Here is a 20076-nt window from a genome sequence, read left to right as displayed (position 1 = left end):
GGCCTGTGATTAGGACAGGATCGGCTTGGGTAGTCGCTTTAGAGTCCGAATGGGCCTGTGATTCGGACAGGCCCGGCTTGGGTAGTCGCTTCAGAGTCCGAATGGGCCTGTGATTCGGACAGCCCCGGCTTCGGGAGTCGCTTCAAAGTCCGAATGGGCCTGTGATTCGGACAGCCCCGGCTTCGGGAGTCGCTTCAAAGTCCGAATGGGTATGTGATAAGGACAGCCCTGGCTTCGGTAGTCGCTTCAGAGTCCAAATGGGCATGTGATAAGGACAGCCCCGGCTTCGGGAGTCGCTTCAGAGTCCGAATGAGCCCTTGATTCGGACAGCCCCGGCTTCGGGAGTCGCTTCAGAGTCCGAATGAGCCCTTGATTCGGACAATCCCAACTTCGGGAGTTGCAACAGAGTCCGAATGAAGTCATGATTCGGACAATCCCAGCTGCATCCAAGTCCGAGTGCCCACCACGATTCAGACAGCCCCGTCTCCGGAAGCCGCTTCAATGCGTAAATATGAATTAAAATAGAAAGTATTTTATTATTGGAAACAAATGGATAAACTTCTATCTAGAGAACAAAAATTGAGGTGGTAGTAGTGAAAAAAATCCTGATTACATTAACGGCAATCCTTTTTGTTTCGGGTTGTACAGGAGATAATGAATTATCGAATGAGAATGAAGCAAGTGAAGCTGTTGCAAGGCAAGCTGAGGTGGTTGCGACCGATTTAAATATTCCTTGGAATATTACCAAACATAATCAAACCTTTTATTTAAGTCAACGTGCGGGAAGTATTATTAAAGTGGATGAAGAAAATGGTTCAAAAACGATGCAAGAGGTGGATGTTACAAAAGAGGTCCTTCATATCGGAGAAGGAGGACTTTTGGGTTTTATTCTTTCTCCAAATTTTGAAAGCAACCAGGAAGCATATGCTTACCATACATATGAAGAAAATGGAGAAGTATTGAACCGTATAGTCGTTCTCCGGCTTAACCAAAATACATGGCGGGAAACTTCCGTTATCCTTGAAGGAATTCCTGGTGGGAGAATTCATAATGGTGGACGAATCAAAATCGGACCTGACGGCAAATTGTATGCAACTGCTGGAGATGCAGGGAATCCCAATAACGCTCAAAACGTCAGTAGCTTAGCAGGCAAAATTTTACGCATGGAATTAGATGGTTCGATTCCTAATGATAATCCAATCAAGAATTCATACGTATATTCATATGGACATAGAAATCCTCAAGGTTTAGCGTGGGATAATAGTGGAAAGCTTTATAGCTCTGAGCATGGGCAGTCGGCACATGATGAGATTAATCAAATTGAACCCGGGAAGAACTATGGGTGGCCTGTGATTGAGGGTGATGAAAAAGCTCCAAATATGGTCTCTCCATTATTCCATACCGGAGAGGTAACCTGGGCACCATCTGGAATTGAAATAAAAAACGGGAATATCTACGTAGCGACCTTACGTGGCGAAAGTATTCGAGTAGTCGACCTCGCTGGTACGAAAGTGGAAACCGTATTTGAGGGTGCGGGAAGAATGCGGGATATTTTTATTGAAGAAGATGCGCTATATTCAATAACTAATAATCGTGATGGAAGAGGGAATCCTAGGGAAGGTGACGATCGGTTATTTAAGCTACCTATTCAATAGTAGAAAAAAATGCCCAATTAGTTATTTGGGCATTTTTTGGTGTCTGCTACTCTTTTGATGGTAAAATAGTTGAGACAAATGATCTTCTAGAAAGGAGAGACATACGTGAATATACGATTAAATCACAAAATCATAAAAGACATGTGTGGTACAGTCTCCTTTAAACGAGGAGATTCTTTTTATCGTGCGGATAGAGTAACATTTCAGAGTTATCATCATCAAGGTTGTGAATCAACGGTTACGGGCGCGGAGGACTTTAAAGTTAAAGTAGAAGTGGACCACGGTGATTTTCAAACAACCTGTAGCTGTCCTTCACTACCATCTTTTAAAAATGAATGTCAGCATATTGCAGCTGTGTTATTAGCAATATATGACTATCAGAAAAAAGGGACGGTCCCTTTTATACCAAGCGAACATCCAAACGCCAATCAGGAATTAACAGACGGGTTGTTAACCCTGTTTGCCAGCCAGCCAAAGCGGTCGAGTGGACATCAGCTCCATTTTGAAAACCGACAAGTAGTAAAGGCTGCGTTTACTTGCAAAATCATTTCGGTAATGGATAAAGAGATGCTTGGGGTGGAGCTCACTATCCACTCCATTCTAGTCCAAGATATACGAGATTTCCTAGAGAAAATGAAAAACGGGATACCCATATCCCTTTCAGATACTTTTACTTATGACCCGAGTGTTCATTGTTTTCAAAGGGAAACGGACGCGGTTATCCACCAGCTTGTTCAAGTGACGAATGATGAAAAGGTGCATGGTGTTGTACCTAACAGCCAAATGCTACTGATCACACCGACTTCTTGGGAAAGACTACTCCCTTTTCTTGTAAATGCCCCACAAGTAAGCTTACAGGTTGATGAATACACATATAGCGGAATCAGACTTTCTAAAAGAACGCTTCCTTTACAATTTGATGTAATAGACGTAACGGGCGGAGGTTATCACCTTAAAGTTCAAGGGTTGGATCAAATCATTGTGATGAATTCATATGGATTGGTTTTATTTAAGGGAGAAGTGTACCAAATCCCTTATGAAGATATTGACCGACTGGTTGAAATGAAACAAATGTTAGCAAATTCGAAGTCAGGTAGTATTCCCATCCCAAAGGAACAATTTGACTTTTTCTTAGAAAAAGTGGTTCCTGGCTTAAAAAAGCTAGGGAACGTGCAAATATCGTCTGCCGTTTCCAATCAACTCTTCCACACACCGCTCGTAGCAAAGTTGTACCTTGATCGAGTAAGCAATCGGCTTCTTGCTGGGCTAGAATTTCACTATGAAAATATAGTAATTAACCCATTAGAAAGTCATCAACACCAAGCAAGATTTATTGCAGCAAGGGATGTAGGGAAAGAACAGGCGATCCTTAAGTTGATGGAGGAAAGTTCTTTTGCTACCACGGACAGTGGGTATGTTCTCCATAATGAGGAATTGGAGTATGAGTTTTTATATCATGTCGTTCCGAAGCTACAAAAGCTAGTGCAATTATATGCAACGACAGCTGTCAGAAACCGGTTGTTTAAGGAGAATGCTCATCCTAAAATCCGGATTAAAATGAAAAAAGAACGAACCAATTGGCTTGAATTCAAGTTTGAAATGGAGGGCATGGCTGAGAAAGAGATTCGTTCCGTGCTAGCAGCCTTAGAGGAAAAGCGAAAATACTATCGTTTGAAAAATGGGTCACTGCTCTCGTTAGAAACAAGAGAATTTGAAGAAATTGATCGTTTCCTTAAAACACTTCCTGTCCAACCAGAAGATTGGGAAAGTGAATTAAACTTCCCTGTTGTTCGAGGGCTACAGCTCTTAGATAGTGATAGTAAAGTATTTAAGTTTGAAGAGTCCTTTCGTCAATTTTTAGATACTATTCAAAATCCGGGTGAAATGAAGTTCGAGGTGCCAAAATCGGTAGAACCGATTCTCCATGAGTATCAGAAGCAAGGTTATCAATGGATGAAAACTCTCGCCCATTTTGGATTTGGAGGGATTCTTGCAGATGATATGGGACTTGGGAAAACCTTGCAGAGCATTTCCTTTATATTGTCGGAGCTTGCTACCATACGTGACAAAAAGCTCCCTGTTCTTGTTGTCTGTCCATCGTCTTTAACCTATAACTGGTTAAGTGAAATGATAAAATTCGCTCCAGAGCTACAAGCCGTTGTGATGGATGGAACGAAAACGGAACGTGTAAAACTTCAGAATGACCTGGATGGGTTGGACGTTGTGATCACCTCGTATCCATTGTTATTAAAAGATTTGACCTGGTACCAAAAACAGTCGTTTCGTGTGGTCTTCTTTGATGAAGCACAAGCATTTAAAAATCCAGTTTCACAAACAGCGAAAGCCGTACGAAGGATAAAAGCAGATTATCGCTTCGCCCTTACAGGGACTCCGGTGGAAAATTCCTTAGAAGAACTGTGGTCCATTTTTCACGTTGTGTTTCCTGAACTTTTCCTAGGATTCAAGGAGTACAGTAATCTCAATCGAAAGCAAATTGCTCGCAGGATTCGGCCGTTTTTACTTCGAAGAATGAAGGAAGAGGTGCTCTCTGACATTCCTGGGAAAATGGAGTTGATGGAGTCAGTGGAGCTTCTTCCGGATCAGAAGAATTTGTATGCCGCGTACCTTGCCAAACTGAAAGAAGATACGTTAAAGCATTTGGACAAGGACACGATAAGAAAAAATCGGATTAAAATCTTGGCTGGATTAACGCGATTAAGACAGATTTGTTGTCATCCAGCTTTATTTGTGGATGGATATAAAGGAAGTTCGTCAAAATTTGAACAGCTCATGAAAATTGTAGATGAAGCAAGGTTTTCTGGAAGACGGGTGCTGATTTTTTCTCAGTTTACGAAGATGCTCACTCTGATTGGCAGGGAACTAGCTAATCAAGGGATCCCATTTTTCTACCTTGATGGTCAGACTCCTTCGGAAGAACGTCTGGAAAGATGCAATCGATTTAACGATGGCGAACGAGATATTTTTCTTATATCGTTAAAAGCAGGTGGGACGGGACTAAATTTAACAGGGGCGGATACAGTTATTTTATACGACCTTTGGTGGAATCCTGCTGTTGAGGAGCAAGCCGCAGACCGTGCACATCGCATTGGCCAGACGAATGAAGTACAAGTGATCAAGCTTATTGCACGCGGGACAATCGAGGAGAAAATAAATGAACTGCAGGAGAAAAAGAGAGATCTTGTGTCAGAGATTATTGATTCTAAGCGGGATTCTGCTCCTTCTCTTACAGAAGATGATATTCGTGAGATATTGATGAATTAGTCAAAGTGAAATCTACATCTCAAGTCTTATAAGAAGTTACACCCTTGGTTTCTATTTAGATAAGAAGAGTCACTCTATACTTATAGTATCTTAAATAAGATGGAGTGGTTTTATGACGGACTTGCTACTAAATCTAATTGATAAATGGGGGATAGGCGGAATTTTGTTTTCCTTATTCATTGAGGGAAGTGCCTTTCCCTTTGTTGGAACATTTTTCATTGTAACAGTAGGGTTTATTTTAGATTTATCTTGGTTTGAAGTAACATGGATTTCACTAGTTGGAAGCTTTTTATATGCTCTCGGTAGCTACATTCCTTATACGGCACTTACGATGTTAGGAATAGGGCCTTCTACTTTGTTTTTGTTAAGTATTGGCCGTTTTTATGACGGGGATGCGAAAACAATGGTAAATATAATCGCTGAATATCAAATCATGTTACTTGTTGGACTTGGAGTAATGACGATTGGTTATATGAGTTGGAAAGTACTAAAACAGCGTAACCAAAAGAGAAAGATTGAAGTAATTGATAGATAAAGGGAGAGCCTCCATAACTGGAATGCTCTCCCTTATTTATATTATTCGTCCGCCTCTTCGCCTTGTCTGTTTTTTTGTTCTGGAAGAGTATCCCAGAAGCTAGTATCGGCAGTCTCAATGGAGCCATCTGCAATTGCTCTTACCGTAGCATCTAGGGTAGTAATCGTCTGCTTAATTAAATAGCCGTTGCTCTTTTGTCCTAGAGCATAAGATTCAACAAAGTGATCGGACATGCCACGCATTTCAAATAGGAGGGTAGAGATGTCATAACGAACAGCCGCGCCGTTACGTCCGATATTTTCACCGCTACCACCCGCGTATTTACCGATATGGCCCCACCCAGTATCCTCAAGTGCTCCATAAACAACCGATCCTAATCTTTTAGAGCGTTCAAGCACTTCAGGCTGCACATTTGGATTGGTCGGATAAAGAATCGATCCAGATACGAGTTCCCCTTCTGTTTCACTAAGCGTGCCCTGGTGATGAAGGTCGATCATATAATCGATGTTATATTTTGCAAAAACATTCTCATGTAAGGACTTTGCTTCTGGTTCCATGTCACTCGTTGCCTTATCATGTTCACGGTTAAGGTCAACATAGTTCGCATTATAACGAGTAAGATGGCGGTCACCATCTGCATGATAATTATCAAGTGAGAAATCCACATCCCCCATTGCTCCATCAGCATTGAGCATAGGAATGATAAGTACATTGACGTTATCTAATACTCCCTTAGTTTTCTCTGTGCCTAAATGCTTAATAAAGCTAAGGGCACCCTCTGTTGTAAGCTGCTCGTTTCCGTGCTGCTGTGTTAAAAATAAGATCGTTGGATTATCAGGATTGGAGATATATTTTGCCATATAAATATCACGGCCTTTGACAGTTTGTCCAATCACCTCTAATTCCATCGCTTCTTGCTTCGCATCCTGAGTCTTTAAATAATCTACTAAACTCTCATATGTATGCAAAATTGATGTTTGGACGGCACCATTACCAGCACCTGGACCATTTCCGACAGCAAAAACTGGTGTTGTGACGGCGGTAATTGCACCAAATGCCATTAAGCTTGATAAGGATACGGATAAAACTTTTTTCTTTAAGTTCATATCTTACCTCCAAATAAAATTTTTTAACAATTCAAATTTTATCCAAATATGGTTCGGATGTTAATAAAGTAAATTGCCTATTATTTAGACAAATTTCGATTGACGAAATACATACAAATGAAGGATTTAAAAACTATCGAAAGTAGGCTTTTGCATTTGAGATAGGAAGAAAGGTGTAGGACACGATGGTTTTCGATTATAAAAGTTTAATTAGTCCTTATATGGTCGGGGAGAAAAATGGGAAGATCCAGATATGAGTCTTTTGGTAAAACTTTTTACTAAAAGTAAGTATAATTACTTGTATTTATTGTGTTTAAATAGTTAGATTCAGTTGATTATGTAAAGAAGTTTGAATGTTTCGGGCTTGGATTTAACGCTACGAAGATCCTGTTTGATATCCTATAATCGCTAGTAAAATGTTTTTCTTAAAATATTTTACTAGTTTTAGTAAAAATATATTTACATGTTTTACTTTTAGTGATATATTTTAATTACTGAAGCGCTTTCAATGAAAAATATAAACCAATGTGAGAGGATGTAAGCTATGAAGAAGTTTAAAAAGTATTTTAGCCTTATGAGCGGTATTGCTTTAAGTCTATCTTTAGTAGCATGTGGACCTCAAGAAAGTAGTACTGAGAGTACCGGTTCGAAGGATTCTTCCAAGAACAAAGAGTATGATTTACTAGTTTGGGAAGATATTGAAAAAGGAGCAGGTATTAAAGATGCGATTGCTAAGTTTGAAGAAGAAAATGGAGTAAAGGTGAAAGTAGTTGAAAAAGCCTATGCTCAACAAATAGAAGATTTACGTATGGATGGACCGGGTGGTACAGGACCAGATGTACTTACAATGCCTGGGGACCAAATTGGTACTGCGGTAACGGAAGGGTTAATCAAAGAGTTAAATGTAGGTGAAGATGTTCAATCTATTTACACAGAAGTAGCTATGAAGTCGCAAATGGTAGATAACAAGGTGTATGGATTACCTAAAGCAGTAGAAACTACCATGCTTTATTACAATAAAGATTTAGTTTCTGATGCTGAGCTTCCAACCACTCTTGATGGATGGTATGAGTACTCTAAGAAGGTAACGGATGGGGAAAATTTTGGATTCCTAGCTTTGTTTGATCAAATCTACTATGCACAAAGCATTATGAGCGGGTATGGTGGTTATATTTTCGGCACGGATGACAAAGGGAATTATGATCCTGCTGATATTGGATTAAAAACACAAGGTGCTCTTGAAGGGGCAGAGTATATTCAAAAGTTCTATAAAGAAGGTCTATTTCCAGCTGGAATCATCGGTGAACAAGGAATTAATGTACTAGAGTCGTTGTTTACAGAAGGAAAAGCAGCAGCTGTCATTTCAGGTCCTTGGAATATTGAGCCGTTTACAAAAGCAGGAATCAATTTTGGTGTAACAAAATTACCTGAGCTTTCAAATGGTGAAAATATGAGTTCATTCGTTGGAGTGAAGAGCTATAACCTAAGTGCTTATAGTAAAAATACTGAACTTGCTGAGAAGTTAGTTGTATTTTTAGCAAATGAAGAGAATTCAAAAGCTAGATATGAAGTAACCAAGGAAGTGCCAGCTGTACAAGCACTTGCTAATGACCCTGTTGTAGCAGAAAGTGAAGCAGCCCAAGCGGTAGCAGAGCAATCACAATTTGCTGAATTAACTCCAAACATTCCAGAAATGAACGAAGTTTGGACACCAACAGACTCTGCCCTACAAACAATCGCAACTGGTAAGGCTCAACCTAAAGAAGCATTGGAGCAAGCAGTTGAAACGATTAAAGGACAGATCGAAGCGAAGCATGGTGGAAAATAATTTGTAAAGTAAACAATGGTGTCAAACGTTACTCATGTTTGACACCATTTATTATAAGGGCGGAAATTGTAAAATTAACGTCTAATAAGAGGTGAAAAAAGTGCAACATCGCAAAACGGCTTTGCTTTTATCAATCATTCCAGGGCTTGGTCAATTTTACAATAAACAGAGGATAAAAGGGCTTTTATTTCTACTTTTAGCGGTTTCGTTTTTTGCAGTATTTGGTGATTTGTTGAATATGGGCTTTTGGGGACTTTTCACACTTGGAACGGAAGTACCGCGAGATAACTCTATCTTTCTATTAGCTGAAGGGATTATTGCTGTCATTGTAACGATTTTTGGGCTTGCCTTTTACTATATCAATCTACGAGATGCTTATAAGAACGGTAATTTGAGAGACAATAATCAGCGTCTGCATTCTCTTAAGGAAGATTATCGTAATTTAATTGAGCAAGGCTATCCTTATGTCATCAGTGGACCGTCGCTCTTTATTTTAATATTTGCTGTTATCTTCCCTATATTATTTAGTTTCGCATTAGCGTTTACGAACTATGATTTATACCACTCTCCACCAGCTAACTTAGCTGATTGGGTGGGGTTAGAAACATTTTTTGAAATCTTCACTGTTGATATTTGGCGTTCTACCTTCTTTGATGTATTAGCTTGGACGGTCATTTGGACGCTTGTGGCCTCTACCTTGCAGGTGAGCCTTGGAGTGTTTCTAGCGGTGTTAGTCAATCAGAAAGATGTGAAATTTTCCAAGTTCTATCGAACGGTTTTAGTCCTTCCGTGGGCAGTACCTGGGTTTGTAACGATACTAATATTTGCGGGATTATTTAATGATAGCTTTGGGGCAATCAATAACGATATATTGGCTGCTTTTGGAATTCAGTCCATCCCATGGCTGACAGATGAAAACTGGACACGAGTGGCTTTAATTCTTATGCAGGGATGGTTAGGTTTCCCTTATATATTCTTAGTGACAACAGGTGTCCTTCAGTCTATTCCAGATGACCTTTATGAAGCAGCGACCATTGACGGAGCATCTGTTTTTGCAAAGTTTCGCCATATTACAATGCCAATGATTTTAATTGCAATGGCTCCGATCATTATTACTCAATACACGTTTAACTTTAATAACTTTAATATCATTTATCTATTTAATGGTGGTGGACCTGCTGTTCCAGGGTCGACGGCTGGCGGAACGGATATACTCGTTTCATGGATATACAAATTAACGATGCAATCGAGTCAGTATTCACTAGCGGCTGCATTAACCATCTTGCTATCCGTGTTTGTTATTGCGATTGCGCTATGGCAATTTAGACGTACGAATTCCTTTAAAGAGGGGGCTTAAAAGATGCTGAAAGATATGAAAAAACAAAAATTCTTTCGTCTCCTAATTACACATTCGATTTTAATTTTTATGACAGTGATTATTATTTATCCGTTAATTTGGACCGTTGGAGCGAGCTTTAATCCGGGAAACAGTTTGATAAGCACATCAATCATCCCTAAAAACCCTACACTCGATCATTATCGAGAGTTGTTTGCAGGAAAAGAAAGCTTGCAATATGGCGGGTGGTACTTAAATTCCTTGAAAATTAGTATTTTCACGATGATTGGGTCGGTTATAAGTGTTTCCTTTACGGCCTATGCATTTTCCCGCTTTCGCTTTAAGGGAAGGCAAAATGCATTAACATTATTTCTATTACTACAAATGATTCCACAATTTTCTGCTCTTATTGCTCTATTTGTATTAGCGCAAATACTAGGCATGATGAACAGTCATTGGCTATTAATCCTTTTATATATTGGTGGTCAAATTCCAATGAACACATATTTGATGAAAGGGTACATGGACTCGATTCCAATGGACTTGGATGAAAGCGCGAAAATCGATGGAGCAAGTAACACAAGAATCTTTTTACAAATTATTATGCCTTTATCACGACCAATGATCGCGGTAGTAGCGATGAATGGTTTTACGGGGCCGCTGGGAGATTTCGTTTTATCATCGACCATTTTACGAACACCTGAGGCATACACCCTACCGATCGGATTGTATAACCTAGTCAATGATGTGATGGGGGCTAGCTACACTACCTTTGCCGCTGGAGCCATACTAATCAGTATTCCGATTGCGATTATATTCATTTTGCTTCAGAAGAACTTTGTATCAGGATTAACAGCTGGTGGAACCAAGGGCTGATTTCTTAAAAAGGCAAGAAAATGAATAGTAGAAGGAGACGACAATGAAAAATCATCATAAAACCTATACAACAAAAGCGAAATTCATGCTCCATGGAGGAGACTATAATCCTGACCAATGGCTGGATCATCCAGAAATATTGGCGGATGATATCAAATTAATGAAGCTTTCCCATACCAATACATTCTCAGTAGGAATCTTTGCTTGGAGTGCATTGGAGCCAGAGGAAGGCAAGTACCACTTTGAATGGTTAGATGATATTTTTGACAATATTCACAGTATCGGTGGAAGAGTGATCTTAGCTACACCAAGTGGAGCACGCCCTGCTTGGATGTCGGAAAAGTATCCTGAGGTCCTTCGCGTAAATTCTTCTAGAGTGAAACAATTACATGGAGGAAGGCATAATCATTGTTTTACATCTCCTGTTTATCGTGAAAAAACACAGGAAATGAACCGCAAGTTAGCGGAAAGATACGGTAGTCATCCGGCTTTATTGATGTGGCATATCTCAAATGAGTACGGTGGAGAGTGTCACTGTGAACAGTGTCAATCGGCTTTTAGACATTGGATTAAAAACAAATATAATCATGATCTTAAATCATTAAATGATGCCTGGTGGGGACCGTTCTGGAGTCACACATATAGTGATTGGTCTCAGGTTGAATCACCCTCTCCGATTGGGGAAAGTATGGTTCATGGCTTAAACCTAGATTGGCGACGTTTTGTTACAGATCAAACCATTTCTTTCTATGAAAATGAGATTGTTCCATTAAGAGAGCTTACACCAGAGGTACCGATCACAACGAATTTTATGGCAGACACATTCGATTTAATTCCGTTTCAAGCACTTGATTATAGTAAGTTTGCGAAGCATGTGGATGTTGTTAGCTGGGATGCGTATCCAGCTTGGCATAATGACTGGGAAAGTACTGCCGATTTAGCTATGAAGGTTGGCTTCATTAATGATCTTTATCGTAGTTTAAAACAACAACCATTCTTGCTAATGGAATCCACTCCAAGCTTGGTGAACTGGCATAGTGTGAATAAAGCAAAGAGACCAGGTATGCATCTTCTATCTTCCATGCAGATGGTTGCTCATGGTTCTGATAGTGTGATGTACTTCCAGTGGAGAAAATCACGTGGGTCGTCAGAAAAATTCCATGGTGCTGTGGTGGATCATGATAACAGTACGAACAATCGCGTTTTCCAAGAGGTAGCTCAAGTCGGAAAAACGTTAGAAAATATATCTGATATTGTAGGAACGAATCGTCCAGCGGATGTCGCTATTCTTTACGATTGGGAAAGCAACTGGGCTCTAAATGATGCACAAGGATTTGGATTGGACACCAAACGCTATCCTCAAACCTTGCAACAGCACTACAAGGCCTTTTGGGAAAAAGATATTCCGGTAGATGTGATAACAAAGGAGCAAGACTTTTCTTCCTATAAACTATTAATTGTGCCAATGCTGTATTTAATGAGCGAGGAAACCGTTTCAAGTTTAAAATCCTTTGTCGCAGCAGGCGGAACACTAGTCATGACCTATATTAGTGGCCTTGTAAATGAATTTGACCTAACGTACTTAGGTGGATGGCATAAAGACCTACAGGATATCTTTGGTTTAAAACCAGTTGAAACAGATACGTACTATCCAAAAGATCGAAATTATGTGGTGTATAACAATCGTACGTATGAATTAAAGGATTATGCTACGATACTTGAACTAAACACTGCAACGGTAGAGGGTGTATACACAGATGATTTTTATGCAAATACCCCAGCAGTAACTAGCCACAAATATGAAAAAGGAAATGCTTACTATATTGGTGGTCGGTTAGAAGATCAGTTCCAAAGGGACTTTTATGAAGAAATAATGAAAGATTTGGCTCTAGAATCTGTGTCTTCAGTAAAACATGGAGAGGGGGTATCTGTACAAGTAAGAAATGCTCCAGAAAGTGACTACATTTTTGTTATGAATTTCACTGAGGAAAATCAAGCGGTTGCCTTTGAGTTACCAGTAACTGATAAGATTACCGGTGAAGAATTGCTTGGGGAAGTTACGTTAGATAAGTATGAAGTAAGAATTGTTGAGAAAAAAAGAACGACGAATTAACGTGAATGCATACATGGGTGGGACCGGGAACCCACCCATGTATTTGTGATTTGAATGGAAGCGTTTACTGCTCGAAAACACATCTTAGTATGATTTCCATTAATATAAGAAATTTAAGATAAAGGTGAGGAGAGTATGAGAATTATAAAAAGGGTGTTCGCTAGATTGCTAGCATTTACATTAATCATAAGTTCCGTTTTATTTCATCCTAGCGAAGGGGTTGCACAGGTAAATCTATTGAATAATAACGGATTTGAAACAAACTTTTGGGATGATTCTTCTTGGACTGTTGACACGACGAATTGGGATGGTCTCGATCTTCAGCATTTTTCATACTCGGATGATTCTTGGATGACCCCCGCTGAAGGAGAATATGCATTCAAATATTGGGTGAAAGACACAGCTACTGAGAATCAATCTTTTACTTTCAGTCAAGGTATTCAAAATTTACCTGCAGGTAGCTATGAGCTGTCTGTAAAAACGATGGGTGGTGCAAGTGCGGAATCAGGACAGGTGACACTTTTTGCTGGAGAGGAAAAAGGGGATATGCAGGCAACAACGGGTTATAACAATTGGGGAACCATCACTTTAAAGTTTGAGCTTGCAGAGAATACTTCAGAACTACAGGTTGGAGCGACTGTTTCAGGAGCCCCAAAGGCTTGGGGATATTTAGATAGTTTTCAATTAACTTCTACAAGCTCTTCAGATATTCCAGAACCGGTTGCAAGTGATATTTTCGTGAAAAGGGTAGCTGGGATCGATGAGGATTTTATTAAAGGGGTAGACGTGTCGAGTATCATTGCCTTAGAAGACAGTGGAGTCAAATTTTATAATGAAGCAGGGAAAAAACAGGACATCTTTAAAACGTTACATGATGCAGGAGTGAATTATATTCGTGTGCGAGTATGGAATGACCCGTACGATTCAAAAGACCGTGGGTATGGCGGCGGTAATAATGATATAGAAAAGGCGATTGAAATCGGAAAAAGAGCAACCGCCAATGACATGAAACTGTTAGTAGACTTCCATTACTCAGACTTCTGGGCAGACCCAGCGAAACAGCAGGCACCGAAGGCTTGGAAGAACCTGAACTTAGAGGAAAAGAAAGTAGCACTCTATGAATATACAAAAGAGAGCTTACAAGCCATGATTGATGAAGGAATCGATATTGGTATGGTTCAAATCGGAAACGAAACAAATGGTGGTCTTGCGGGAGAGAAAACTTGGGGAGCGATGAGCCAATTATTCAATGCAGGAAGCAAAGCCGTAAGGGAACTTGATTCTAACATGTTAGTGGCTTTACACTTTACCAACCCAGAGACTTCAGGTAGATACGCTTCTATCGCCAAAACACTTCATGAAAATGGAGTGGACTATGATGTATTTGCAAGCTCCTACTATCCATTCTGGCATGGAACTTTATCGAATTTGACCTCCGTTCTAAAGAATGTGGCCAATACGTATGGAAAGAAAGTTATGGTAGCGGAAACATCCTATACATATACAAAAGAGGATGGAGACGGTCATGGAAATACAGCACCAAAGGATTCAGGGCAAACATTAAATTACCCTATCACAGTACAAGGACAAGCAACAGCGGTTCGGGATGTAATCGAGGCGGTTGCTAATGTAGGGGAAGCAGGAATGGGCGTTTTCTATTGGGAGCCTGCTTGGATACCGGCAGCTCCAGACAAAAAACTAAAGAAAAACCAACAGTTATGGGAAAAATATGGGTCAGGCTGGGCGACTAGCTACGCGGCAGAATACGACCCGGAAGATGCGGGCCACTGGTATGGTGGAAGCGCGGTTGACAATCAAGCGCTGTTTGATTTTTACGGTCGTCCGTTATCCTCTCTAAATGTATTTAAATATGTTGATACAGGGTCGGTGGCCCCTTTAAAAATTGACGAAATAAAGGATGTTTCTTTAAGTGTCATTGCAGGTGAAGAGGTTACATTGCCAACAACCGTACTGGTTACCTACAATGATGGGAGCTCAGGGTCTGTTCGTGTCACTTGGGACGAAGAAGCAGTGCAACAAGCCATTAAGAATGGTGTTGGTAGCTATGAAATGAACGGTGAAGTAGAAGGTGGAGGAACAGTCAAACTTCATCTTACAATCAATCCTGAAAATTTTGTGATGAATTCAGGATTTGAGGAAAATGATAGAAGTATGTGGAACATCCAATATAAGAATGGAACATCACCTCATACCGATTTTCAACATAAGTCTGCTGATGCAAAGTCTGGGAATTACTCGCTTCATTTTTATTCTGGAGAAGAAGTGAATTTCACAGTAGAACAGACGATTACTGGATTAGAGCCTGGTTACTATAATCTTTCGATGTTTTTACAGGGCGGAGATGCCAATAACTCGGATATGTATTTGTACGCATTTGCAGGTGGTCAAGAATACAAAACTCAAACCTCTGTTAATGGGTGGGTGAACTGGAGTCATCCTTTAGTGTCTGATATTCTAGTGCTAGATGGAACCATTACGATCGGAGCTAGCATAAAAGCAGATGGAGGGGCATGGGGAAGTGTAGATGATTTTTACTTATACAAGGTAAAGGAAATCAACTAACATAAATAAGTATATGCCAAATAAGGTCTGACCTCCTTGATAGGGGGCAGACTTTGTTTCATTTTCTAATTTAATCCTTTCTTTTTATATAGGGATATGGAATGATAAATATATGAGATTAGCGAGATAGAGGTGATGATATGGCCACGATCAAAGATATTGCAGAAAAGGCCGGGGTATCCATTGCTACTGTTTCCCGTGTATTGAACTATGATTCTTCGCTTTCGGTTACGGATGAGACAAGAAAAAAGATATTTGAAGTCGCAGAAAAGCTCGAATATAAACGTCGGGTTGTACGAAAGTCAAGCCCTTCAAAGTTTGCGATTGTTCATTGGTATACAGAGAAAGAGGAACTCGAAGATTTATATTATATGTCAATACGGTTTGGAATAGAAACAAGATGTCAGCAGCTGGATACACAAATCGTAAAGTATTTTTACAATGATATCGAGGAGTTAAAGCAGGAAAATATTCAAGGAATTATCGCAGTAGGTAAGTTCAGTGAAAACCAAGTGAGAGCTCTAGCAGAGATTACGGAACACATCGTTTTAGTTGATCATAGTTTGATGGATGATTCGTATGATTCAGTTATTACTGACTTTGATAAGTCCACCAAAAAGATCGTCGATTACCTTTTAGATAAAGGGCACACTTCCATCGGATATATTGGTGGTCGGGAATACTACAGAGATCAATCAGGTGAAATCACAGACCTTCGTGAGAAGACATTTTATAGCTATATGAATGAGAAGAAATTATTAAACGAACGCTTTATTTACACAGGCTCCTTTTCAGTGGACGACGGATATCGGTTAATGAAACAAGCGATACTTGAGCACCAAGAAGCATTACCAACTGCCTTCTTTGCCGGAAATGACTTACTTGCCATTGGAGCCCTCCGAGCATTACATGAAGAAAATATCGTGGTTCCAGACAGAGTTAATATCATTGGTTTGAACGACATTAGTGTCTCAAAATATATTTATCCATCACTATCAACATTAAAAGTCCATACCGAAATGATGGGAGAAGTAGCAGTTGATTTAGTTATGGAACGAGTAATGGGACGTAAAGTATCCAAAAAGGTGCAACTGGGAACAGAGCTGATTATTCGTGACAGTAGTCATTAATGATAACCATTGCATTTAAAAATATATAGTAAAACGAAATGGCATAAATAGAACCACCTGTCTTTCAGAGGACAGGTGGCTTTTCTATTAATTAAAAATTTCCTATTTTATTGTTGTGATGAATATCTTCCGTTCCTGCATCCAAGGCAGTCTTGTAATAGTTGCATTTATGATTTATGATCTCCATTGTCTTTTTCAGTTCTTCTAGCTGTTCTTCTACAATAGCTTTTCGATCCAAGAACATGTTGTATCTTTGCTGCAAGGTCGAATCGCCCTCTGAACACCATTCAATGAATCCTTTAATTTCCTTAATAGGCATCCCAGTTGATTTTAGACATTGAATAACTTTTAATGCTTCAATATCGGATTCTTTAAATAATCGGGTCCCACTAGGGGTACGTTCCACAAAAGGCATTAGACCCTCCTTATCGTAGTATCGTAAGGCATATACTGTGAGATCTAATTCTTTTGCAACTTCGCTTATAGAATATGTCATCGTTATTTATCTCCTTTTTTCTAGATATAGACTTCGAGTTAACTCTATGTTTTAGCAAGATTTTATCATGCTGTATACCCAACGTCAAAGTCTAACATTTGTCGTTTTCTGCACAAATTTATTGCTTGACCTAGAGTTAACTATAGGGATTATTCTAGATTTGCAAGAGAAAAGGGGGAGAAATTAATTTACCTCTGATCCTAGTCGATTCTCTTGAAAAATCAAAGTATAGTGGAGGTTAAAACAAATGACAGTAGCTAAAGCGAGAGCAGTCGACGGTCCAGACAAACCGTTTCGAGTTGCTGAAATTAAAAGACGTGACCTTGATCTAAACGATGTTCTAATTGAAATTAAATATGCAGGCATATGTCACTCTGACATCCATACTGCTCACGGCGAATGGGGTCCCGTAAATTATCCTCTTGTACCCGGACACGAGATTGCGGGAATTGTTACTGATGTAGGAGCAGAGGTCACAAAGTATAAGGTCGGTGACCGGGTAGGGGTCGGATGTATGGTTGACTCCTGTGGCGACTGTGAGAATTGCCGTAAAGGAGAAGAACAATACTGTCTCAATGGAAATGTTCCTACCTACGCGGGTGTTGACAAATACGGTGAGCCTACACAAGGTGGCTATTCAACCCACATTGTCGTAACGGAGGACTTCGTAGTAAGAATCCCTGATAGCATTGAGCTTGACGTCGCAGCACCACTACTTTGCGCAGGTATTACGACATATTCGCCTTTAAACCACTGGGGGGCTGGTCCAGGTAAGAGAGTAGCGGTTGTTGGTATGGGTGGTCTTGGTCATATGGCTGTCAAAATTGCACATGCCATGGGTGCTGAGGTCACCGTCTTATCACAATCGTTGAAGAAAAAGGACGATGGCTTAGACTTCGGAGCTGACAACTACTATGCTACGAGCGATTCAGAGACGTTTAAGAAACTGGCTGGTTCGTTCGACCTCATCATAAATACAGTAAGCGCTAAAATCGATATCAGTGCCTACCTTTCGTTATTGGCGCTGGATGGTACACTCGTCAATGTAGGTGCGCCAGCGGAGCCGTTGTCAGTTAACGTATTCTCACTTATTGGTCATCGCCGTTCATTTGCAGGTTCAATGATTGGCGGCATTCGTGAGACTCAGGAGATGTTAGAATTCTGTGCAAAACATAACATCGTTCCTAAGATTGAAGTCATTTCAGCCGATCAAATTGACGAGGCTTACGAACGTGTATTAGGTTCAGATGTGAAGTATCGATTCGTGATTGATATCAGCACAATGTGATTTGCGTAGTTGATAAATTCTAATGGTAATTTTGGGGGATGTCCAATAAACCTAGCTTTATGGACATCCTTTCTGTTCATAAAAAAACTCTCCCCTGTAATGAAGCTTAAGGAGAAAGTTATTCTTGAACGCTGAACTATGATTTTGGCCTTGACCTAAGAATGGGAAGCGTACAGCAGCGGAAAGAGCCTCCTGATTTTATAATTTCTGTTATATCAACTTCTATTACTTCAAAGCCACGGTCACGAAGCTGCTTATTTACATTTTTATTTACTGGCAAGCTCAAGACTCGCTTGTTACCTATTCCAAGCACATTAGTCCCAAGCGTGAACTGTTCTTCATCAGATACTTCAATAAGTTCATATTTTGATCCAAATATGTCGAAATCTTCTTTTGTCAAAGCCTCCGGGAAGATAAGGGCTAGCTCTGGAGAAATAACATTAAATACACAGTCTAAATGTAAATATTCTGCCTTGAACTGGATGGCTTTAACATCAAACTGGGGCAAAAGATGTTTTAAATGATCAACTGCCTGCTGGCTGGTCCGATTACTCAACCCAATATACACGGTTTCCCTATCGATAATTACATCTCCGCCCTCAATCTGATCCCCAACAATATTATAGTAGGAGAATCCTTCATCCTCCAGCCACTGCTTTAATACATTATCTTCTCCCTGCCTGACATCACTTGCCATATCGGCTACAAACACAGTATGTCCGAGTGTAAATCCTATGTCCCTTGTAAAAACCTGTTCCGGGTATTTCTTATGGTAAGGAAGCAAAATAACTTCAATGTCGTGATTCCGCAGAGTCTGGACCATTTGATTATGCTGTTCTAATGCAGTCTCTATATGTATTCCTTCATTTTGGAAGTGCTTTTGGGTCTCATTAATCACATCCCTGATCGTCATGTACTGCGGCTGGCAGCAGATCACGCGTTTTAATTCATCGTATTCACTGAAACAGATTGTTTTATGTTCAATATTCGATTCTAATGTCATATTTAGGTCCTCCTATAAATGGGTACAGTATCAATATTCCCTTAATAGGATGTAAAAATGATAAGAGAAGAACAAGAAGTATCGTTACTTATTTATAGAGTTACGATTATTGCTCTCATCATGATTTTTGGAAGCCGTATTGGTGTCTACTTCAGCTCCCTCTACCATCTGGTTACCAATAGCACCACCTGAAACACCGCCTATAACAGCACCAACTAGTCCAAATGGAGAGCCTATCATAGCACCCGTAACGGCTCCACTTAAAGTTCCTGCTGCTTCACCAAGGTCACTGGCACTTTGATTACTACTAGCTGGATTGTTACCACTTTCTTCTTCATTTCCACCGAAGTTATTATTTTCGTTACTCTGATTCATCTAATCACTTCCTAGTTTTTTAATGGGGATTTGCTAGTTATGTAAGCACACTATCCTAAACATATACTCCCCAGCTAAAGTAGTTTTACTCACTAGATGTTTTATGGTCAGCTTTCTTCTTAGACAATAGGGTAGTTTGTGTAACAAGAACGACAAAACCATCCTATATTGTAACGGGTTCTGTTACCTGTCACAAAAATCCAAAATGTATATTAAAATGACCATCAATTTGTATGTGAATTTGATGGTCATTTTTTATTGATATAACGCGAATAATTATAAAAATAGGCGTGAAACTGTAGTCCAATTTGTATATCAAAATGTAAGGTTACAGAGATTTCTGTTACCTCGCAAAAGTTTTTTATTTACAAAACCACTTTTTTCTTTTGACTATGGCTCTGTAATTATTCATTGATGATTTCGTATAGGTAAGAGAATTAATAGGCGGAGAATTTCCGGCTAATGTATAT

At 39.8% G+C, this 20076-nt stretch carries 14 protein-coding genes; 10 read left to right on the top strand and 4 right to left on the bottom strand.

Annotated elements, in window-relative coordinates; translation table 11 throughout:
* Positions 1 to 593: 593 nt before the first annotated feature.
* The 3 genes from ACRX5O_RS19600 (at position 594) to ACRX5O_RS19590 (ending at position 5472) form a co-directional block, all read left to right on the top strand.
* Positions 594 to 1655 carry a PQQ-dependent sugar dehydrogenase gene (locus ACRX5O_RS19600; protein WP_433907511.1) on the top strand — a complete coding sequence of 354 codons (1062 nt, stop codon included), beginning with the start codon at positions 594 to 596 and terminating at the stop codon, positions 1653 to 1655.
* A gap of 105 nt (positions 1656 to 1760) precedes the next feature.
* On the top strand, positions 1761 to 4937 hold the full coding sequence (locus ACRX5O_RS19595) for a DEAD/DEAH box helicase (RefSeq protein WP_433907510.1): 3177 nt from the start codon (positions 1761 to 1763) through the stop codon (positions 4935 to 4937).
* Between the two features lie 112 nt (positions 4938 to 5049).
* Complete coding sequence (locus ACRX5O_RS19590; protein ID WP_433907509.1) at positions 5050 to 5472, top strand: hypothetical protein; 423 nt, start codon at positions 5050 to 5052, stop codon at positions 5470 to 5472.
* A 41-nt stretch (positions 5473 to 5513) separates the two neighbouring features.
* On the opposite strand, the gene ACRX5O_RS19585 is transcribed toward ACRX5O_RS19590, so the two are convergent.
* Positions 5514 to 6578 carry a M14 family zinc carboxypeptidase gene (locus ACRX5O_RS19585; RefSeq protein WP_433907508.1) on the bottom strand — a complete coding sequence of 355 codons (1065 nt, stop codon included), beginning with the start codon at positions 6576 to 6578 and terminating at the stop codon, positions 5514 to 5516.
* A 544-nt stretch (positions 6579 to 7122) separates the two neighbouring features.
* On the opposite strand from ACRX5O_RS19585, the gene ganS reads away from it, so the two are divergent.
* From ganS to ACRX5O_RS19555, 6 genes are all read left to right on the top strand, one after another.
* A complete protein-coding gene (gene ganS, locus ACRX5O_RS19580; protein ID WP_433907507.1) occupies positions 7123 to 8406 on the top strand; it encodes an arabinogalactan oligomer ABC transporter substrate-binding protein GanS in 1284 nt (427 codons plus the stop codon).
* Between the two features lie 100 nt (positions 8407 to 8506).
* Entirely contained in the window at positions 8507 to 9763 is a 1257-nt protein-coding gene (ganP, locus tag ACRX5O_RS19575; protein WP_433907506.1) for a galactooligosaccharide ABC transporter permease GanP, read from the top strand.
* A gap of 3 nt (positions 9764 to 9766) precedes the next feature.
* On the top strand, positions 9767 to 10618 hold the full coding sequence (gene ganQ / locus ACRX5O_RS19570; protein ID WP_433907505.1) for a galactooligosaccharide ABC transporter permease GanQ: 852 nt from the start codon (positions 9767 to 9769) through the stop codon (positions 10616 to 10618).
* Positions 10619 to 10661: 43 nt separating this feature from the next.
* Complete coding sequence (gene ganA / locus ACRX5O_RS19565; RefSeq protein WP_433907504.1) at positions 10662 to 12731, top strand: beta-galactosidase GanA; 2070 nt, start codon at positions 10662 to 10664, stop codon at positions 12729 to 12731.
* Between the two features lie 135 nt (positions 12732 to 12866).
* On the top strand, positions 12867 to 15314 hold the full coding sequence (locus ACRX5O_RS19560; protein WP_433907503.1) for a glycosyl hydrolase 53 family protein: 2448 nt from the start codon (positions 12867 to 12869) through the stop codon (positions 15312 to 15314).
* 140 nt (positions 15315 to 15454) lie between these two features.
* The gene (locus ACRX5O_RS19555; RefSeq protein WP_433907502.1) at positions 15455 to 16444 is read left to right on the top strand and encodes a LacI family DNA-binding transcriptional regulator; all 990 of its coding nucleotides are present in this window, start codon (positions 15455 to 15457) and stop codon (positions 16442 to 16444) included.
* Between the two features lie 91 nt (positions 16445 to 16535).
* Here the strand turns inward: ACRX5O_RS19555 and ACRX5O_RS19550 are convergent, their stop codons facing one another.
* Positions 16536 to 16940, bottom strand: a complete 405-nt coding sequence (locus tag ACRX5O_RS19550; protein ID WP_433907501.1) for a MerR family transcriptional regulator — start codon at positions 16938 to 16940, stop codon at positions 16536 to 16538.
* 247 nt (positions 16941 to 17187) lie between these two features.
* Here ACRX5O_RS19550 and ACRX5O_RS19545 point away from each other — a divergent pair, with 247 nt between their 5' ends.
* Positions 17188 to 18228, top strand: a complete 1041-nt coding sequence (locus tag ACRX5O_RS19545; RefSeq protein ID WP_433907500.1) for an NAD(P)-dependent alcohol dehydrogenase — start codon at positions 17188 to 17190, stop codon at positions 18226 to 18228.
* Between the two features lie 136 nt (positions 18229 to 18364).
* On the opposite strand, the gene ACRX5O_RS19540 is transcribed toward ACRX5O_RS19545, so the two are convergent.
* Together ACRX5O_RS19540 and ACRX5O_RS19535 are read right to left on the bottom strand one after the other, a co-directional pair.
* Positions 18365 to 19231 (bottom strand): dimethylarginine dimethylaminohydrolase family protein, encoded by an 867-nt coding sequence (locus ACRX5O_RS19540; RefSeq protein ID WP_433907499.1) that lies wholly within the window; start codon positions 19229 to 19231, stop codon positions 18365 to 18367.
* Between the two features lie 84 nt (positions 19232 to 19315).
* Positions 19316 to 19606 (bottom strand): YMGG-like glycine zipper-containing protein, encoded by a 291-nt coding sequence (locus tag ACRX5O_RS19535; protein ID WP_433907498.1) that lies wholly within the window; start codon positions 19604 to 19606, stop codon positions 19316 to 19318.
* Positions 19607 to 20076: the final 470 nt, after the last annotated feature.

This window comes from Robertmurraya mesotrionivorans, from assembly GCF_050971805.1.
In the GTDB taxonomy this organism is placed as follows: Bacteria; Bacillota; Bacilli; order Bacillales; family Cytobacillaceae; genus Robertmurraya_A.
The sequence above is the reverse complement of the archived record's forward strand: the minus strand, read 5'-3'. Positions and strand labels throughout refer to the sequence as shown.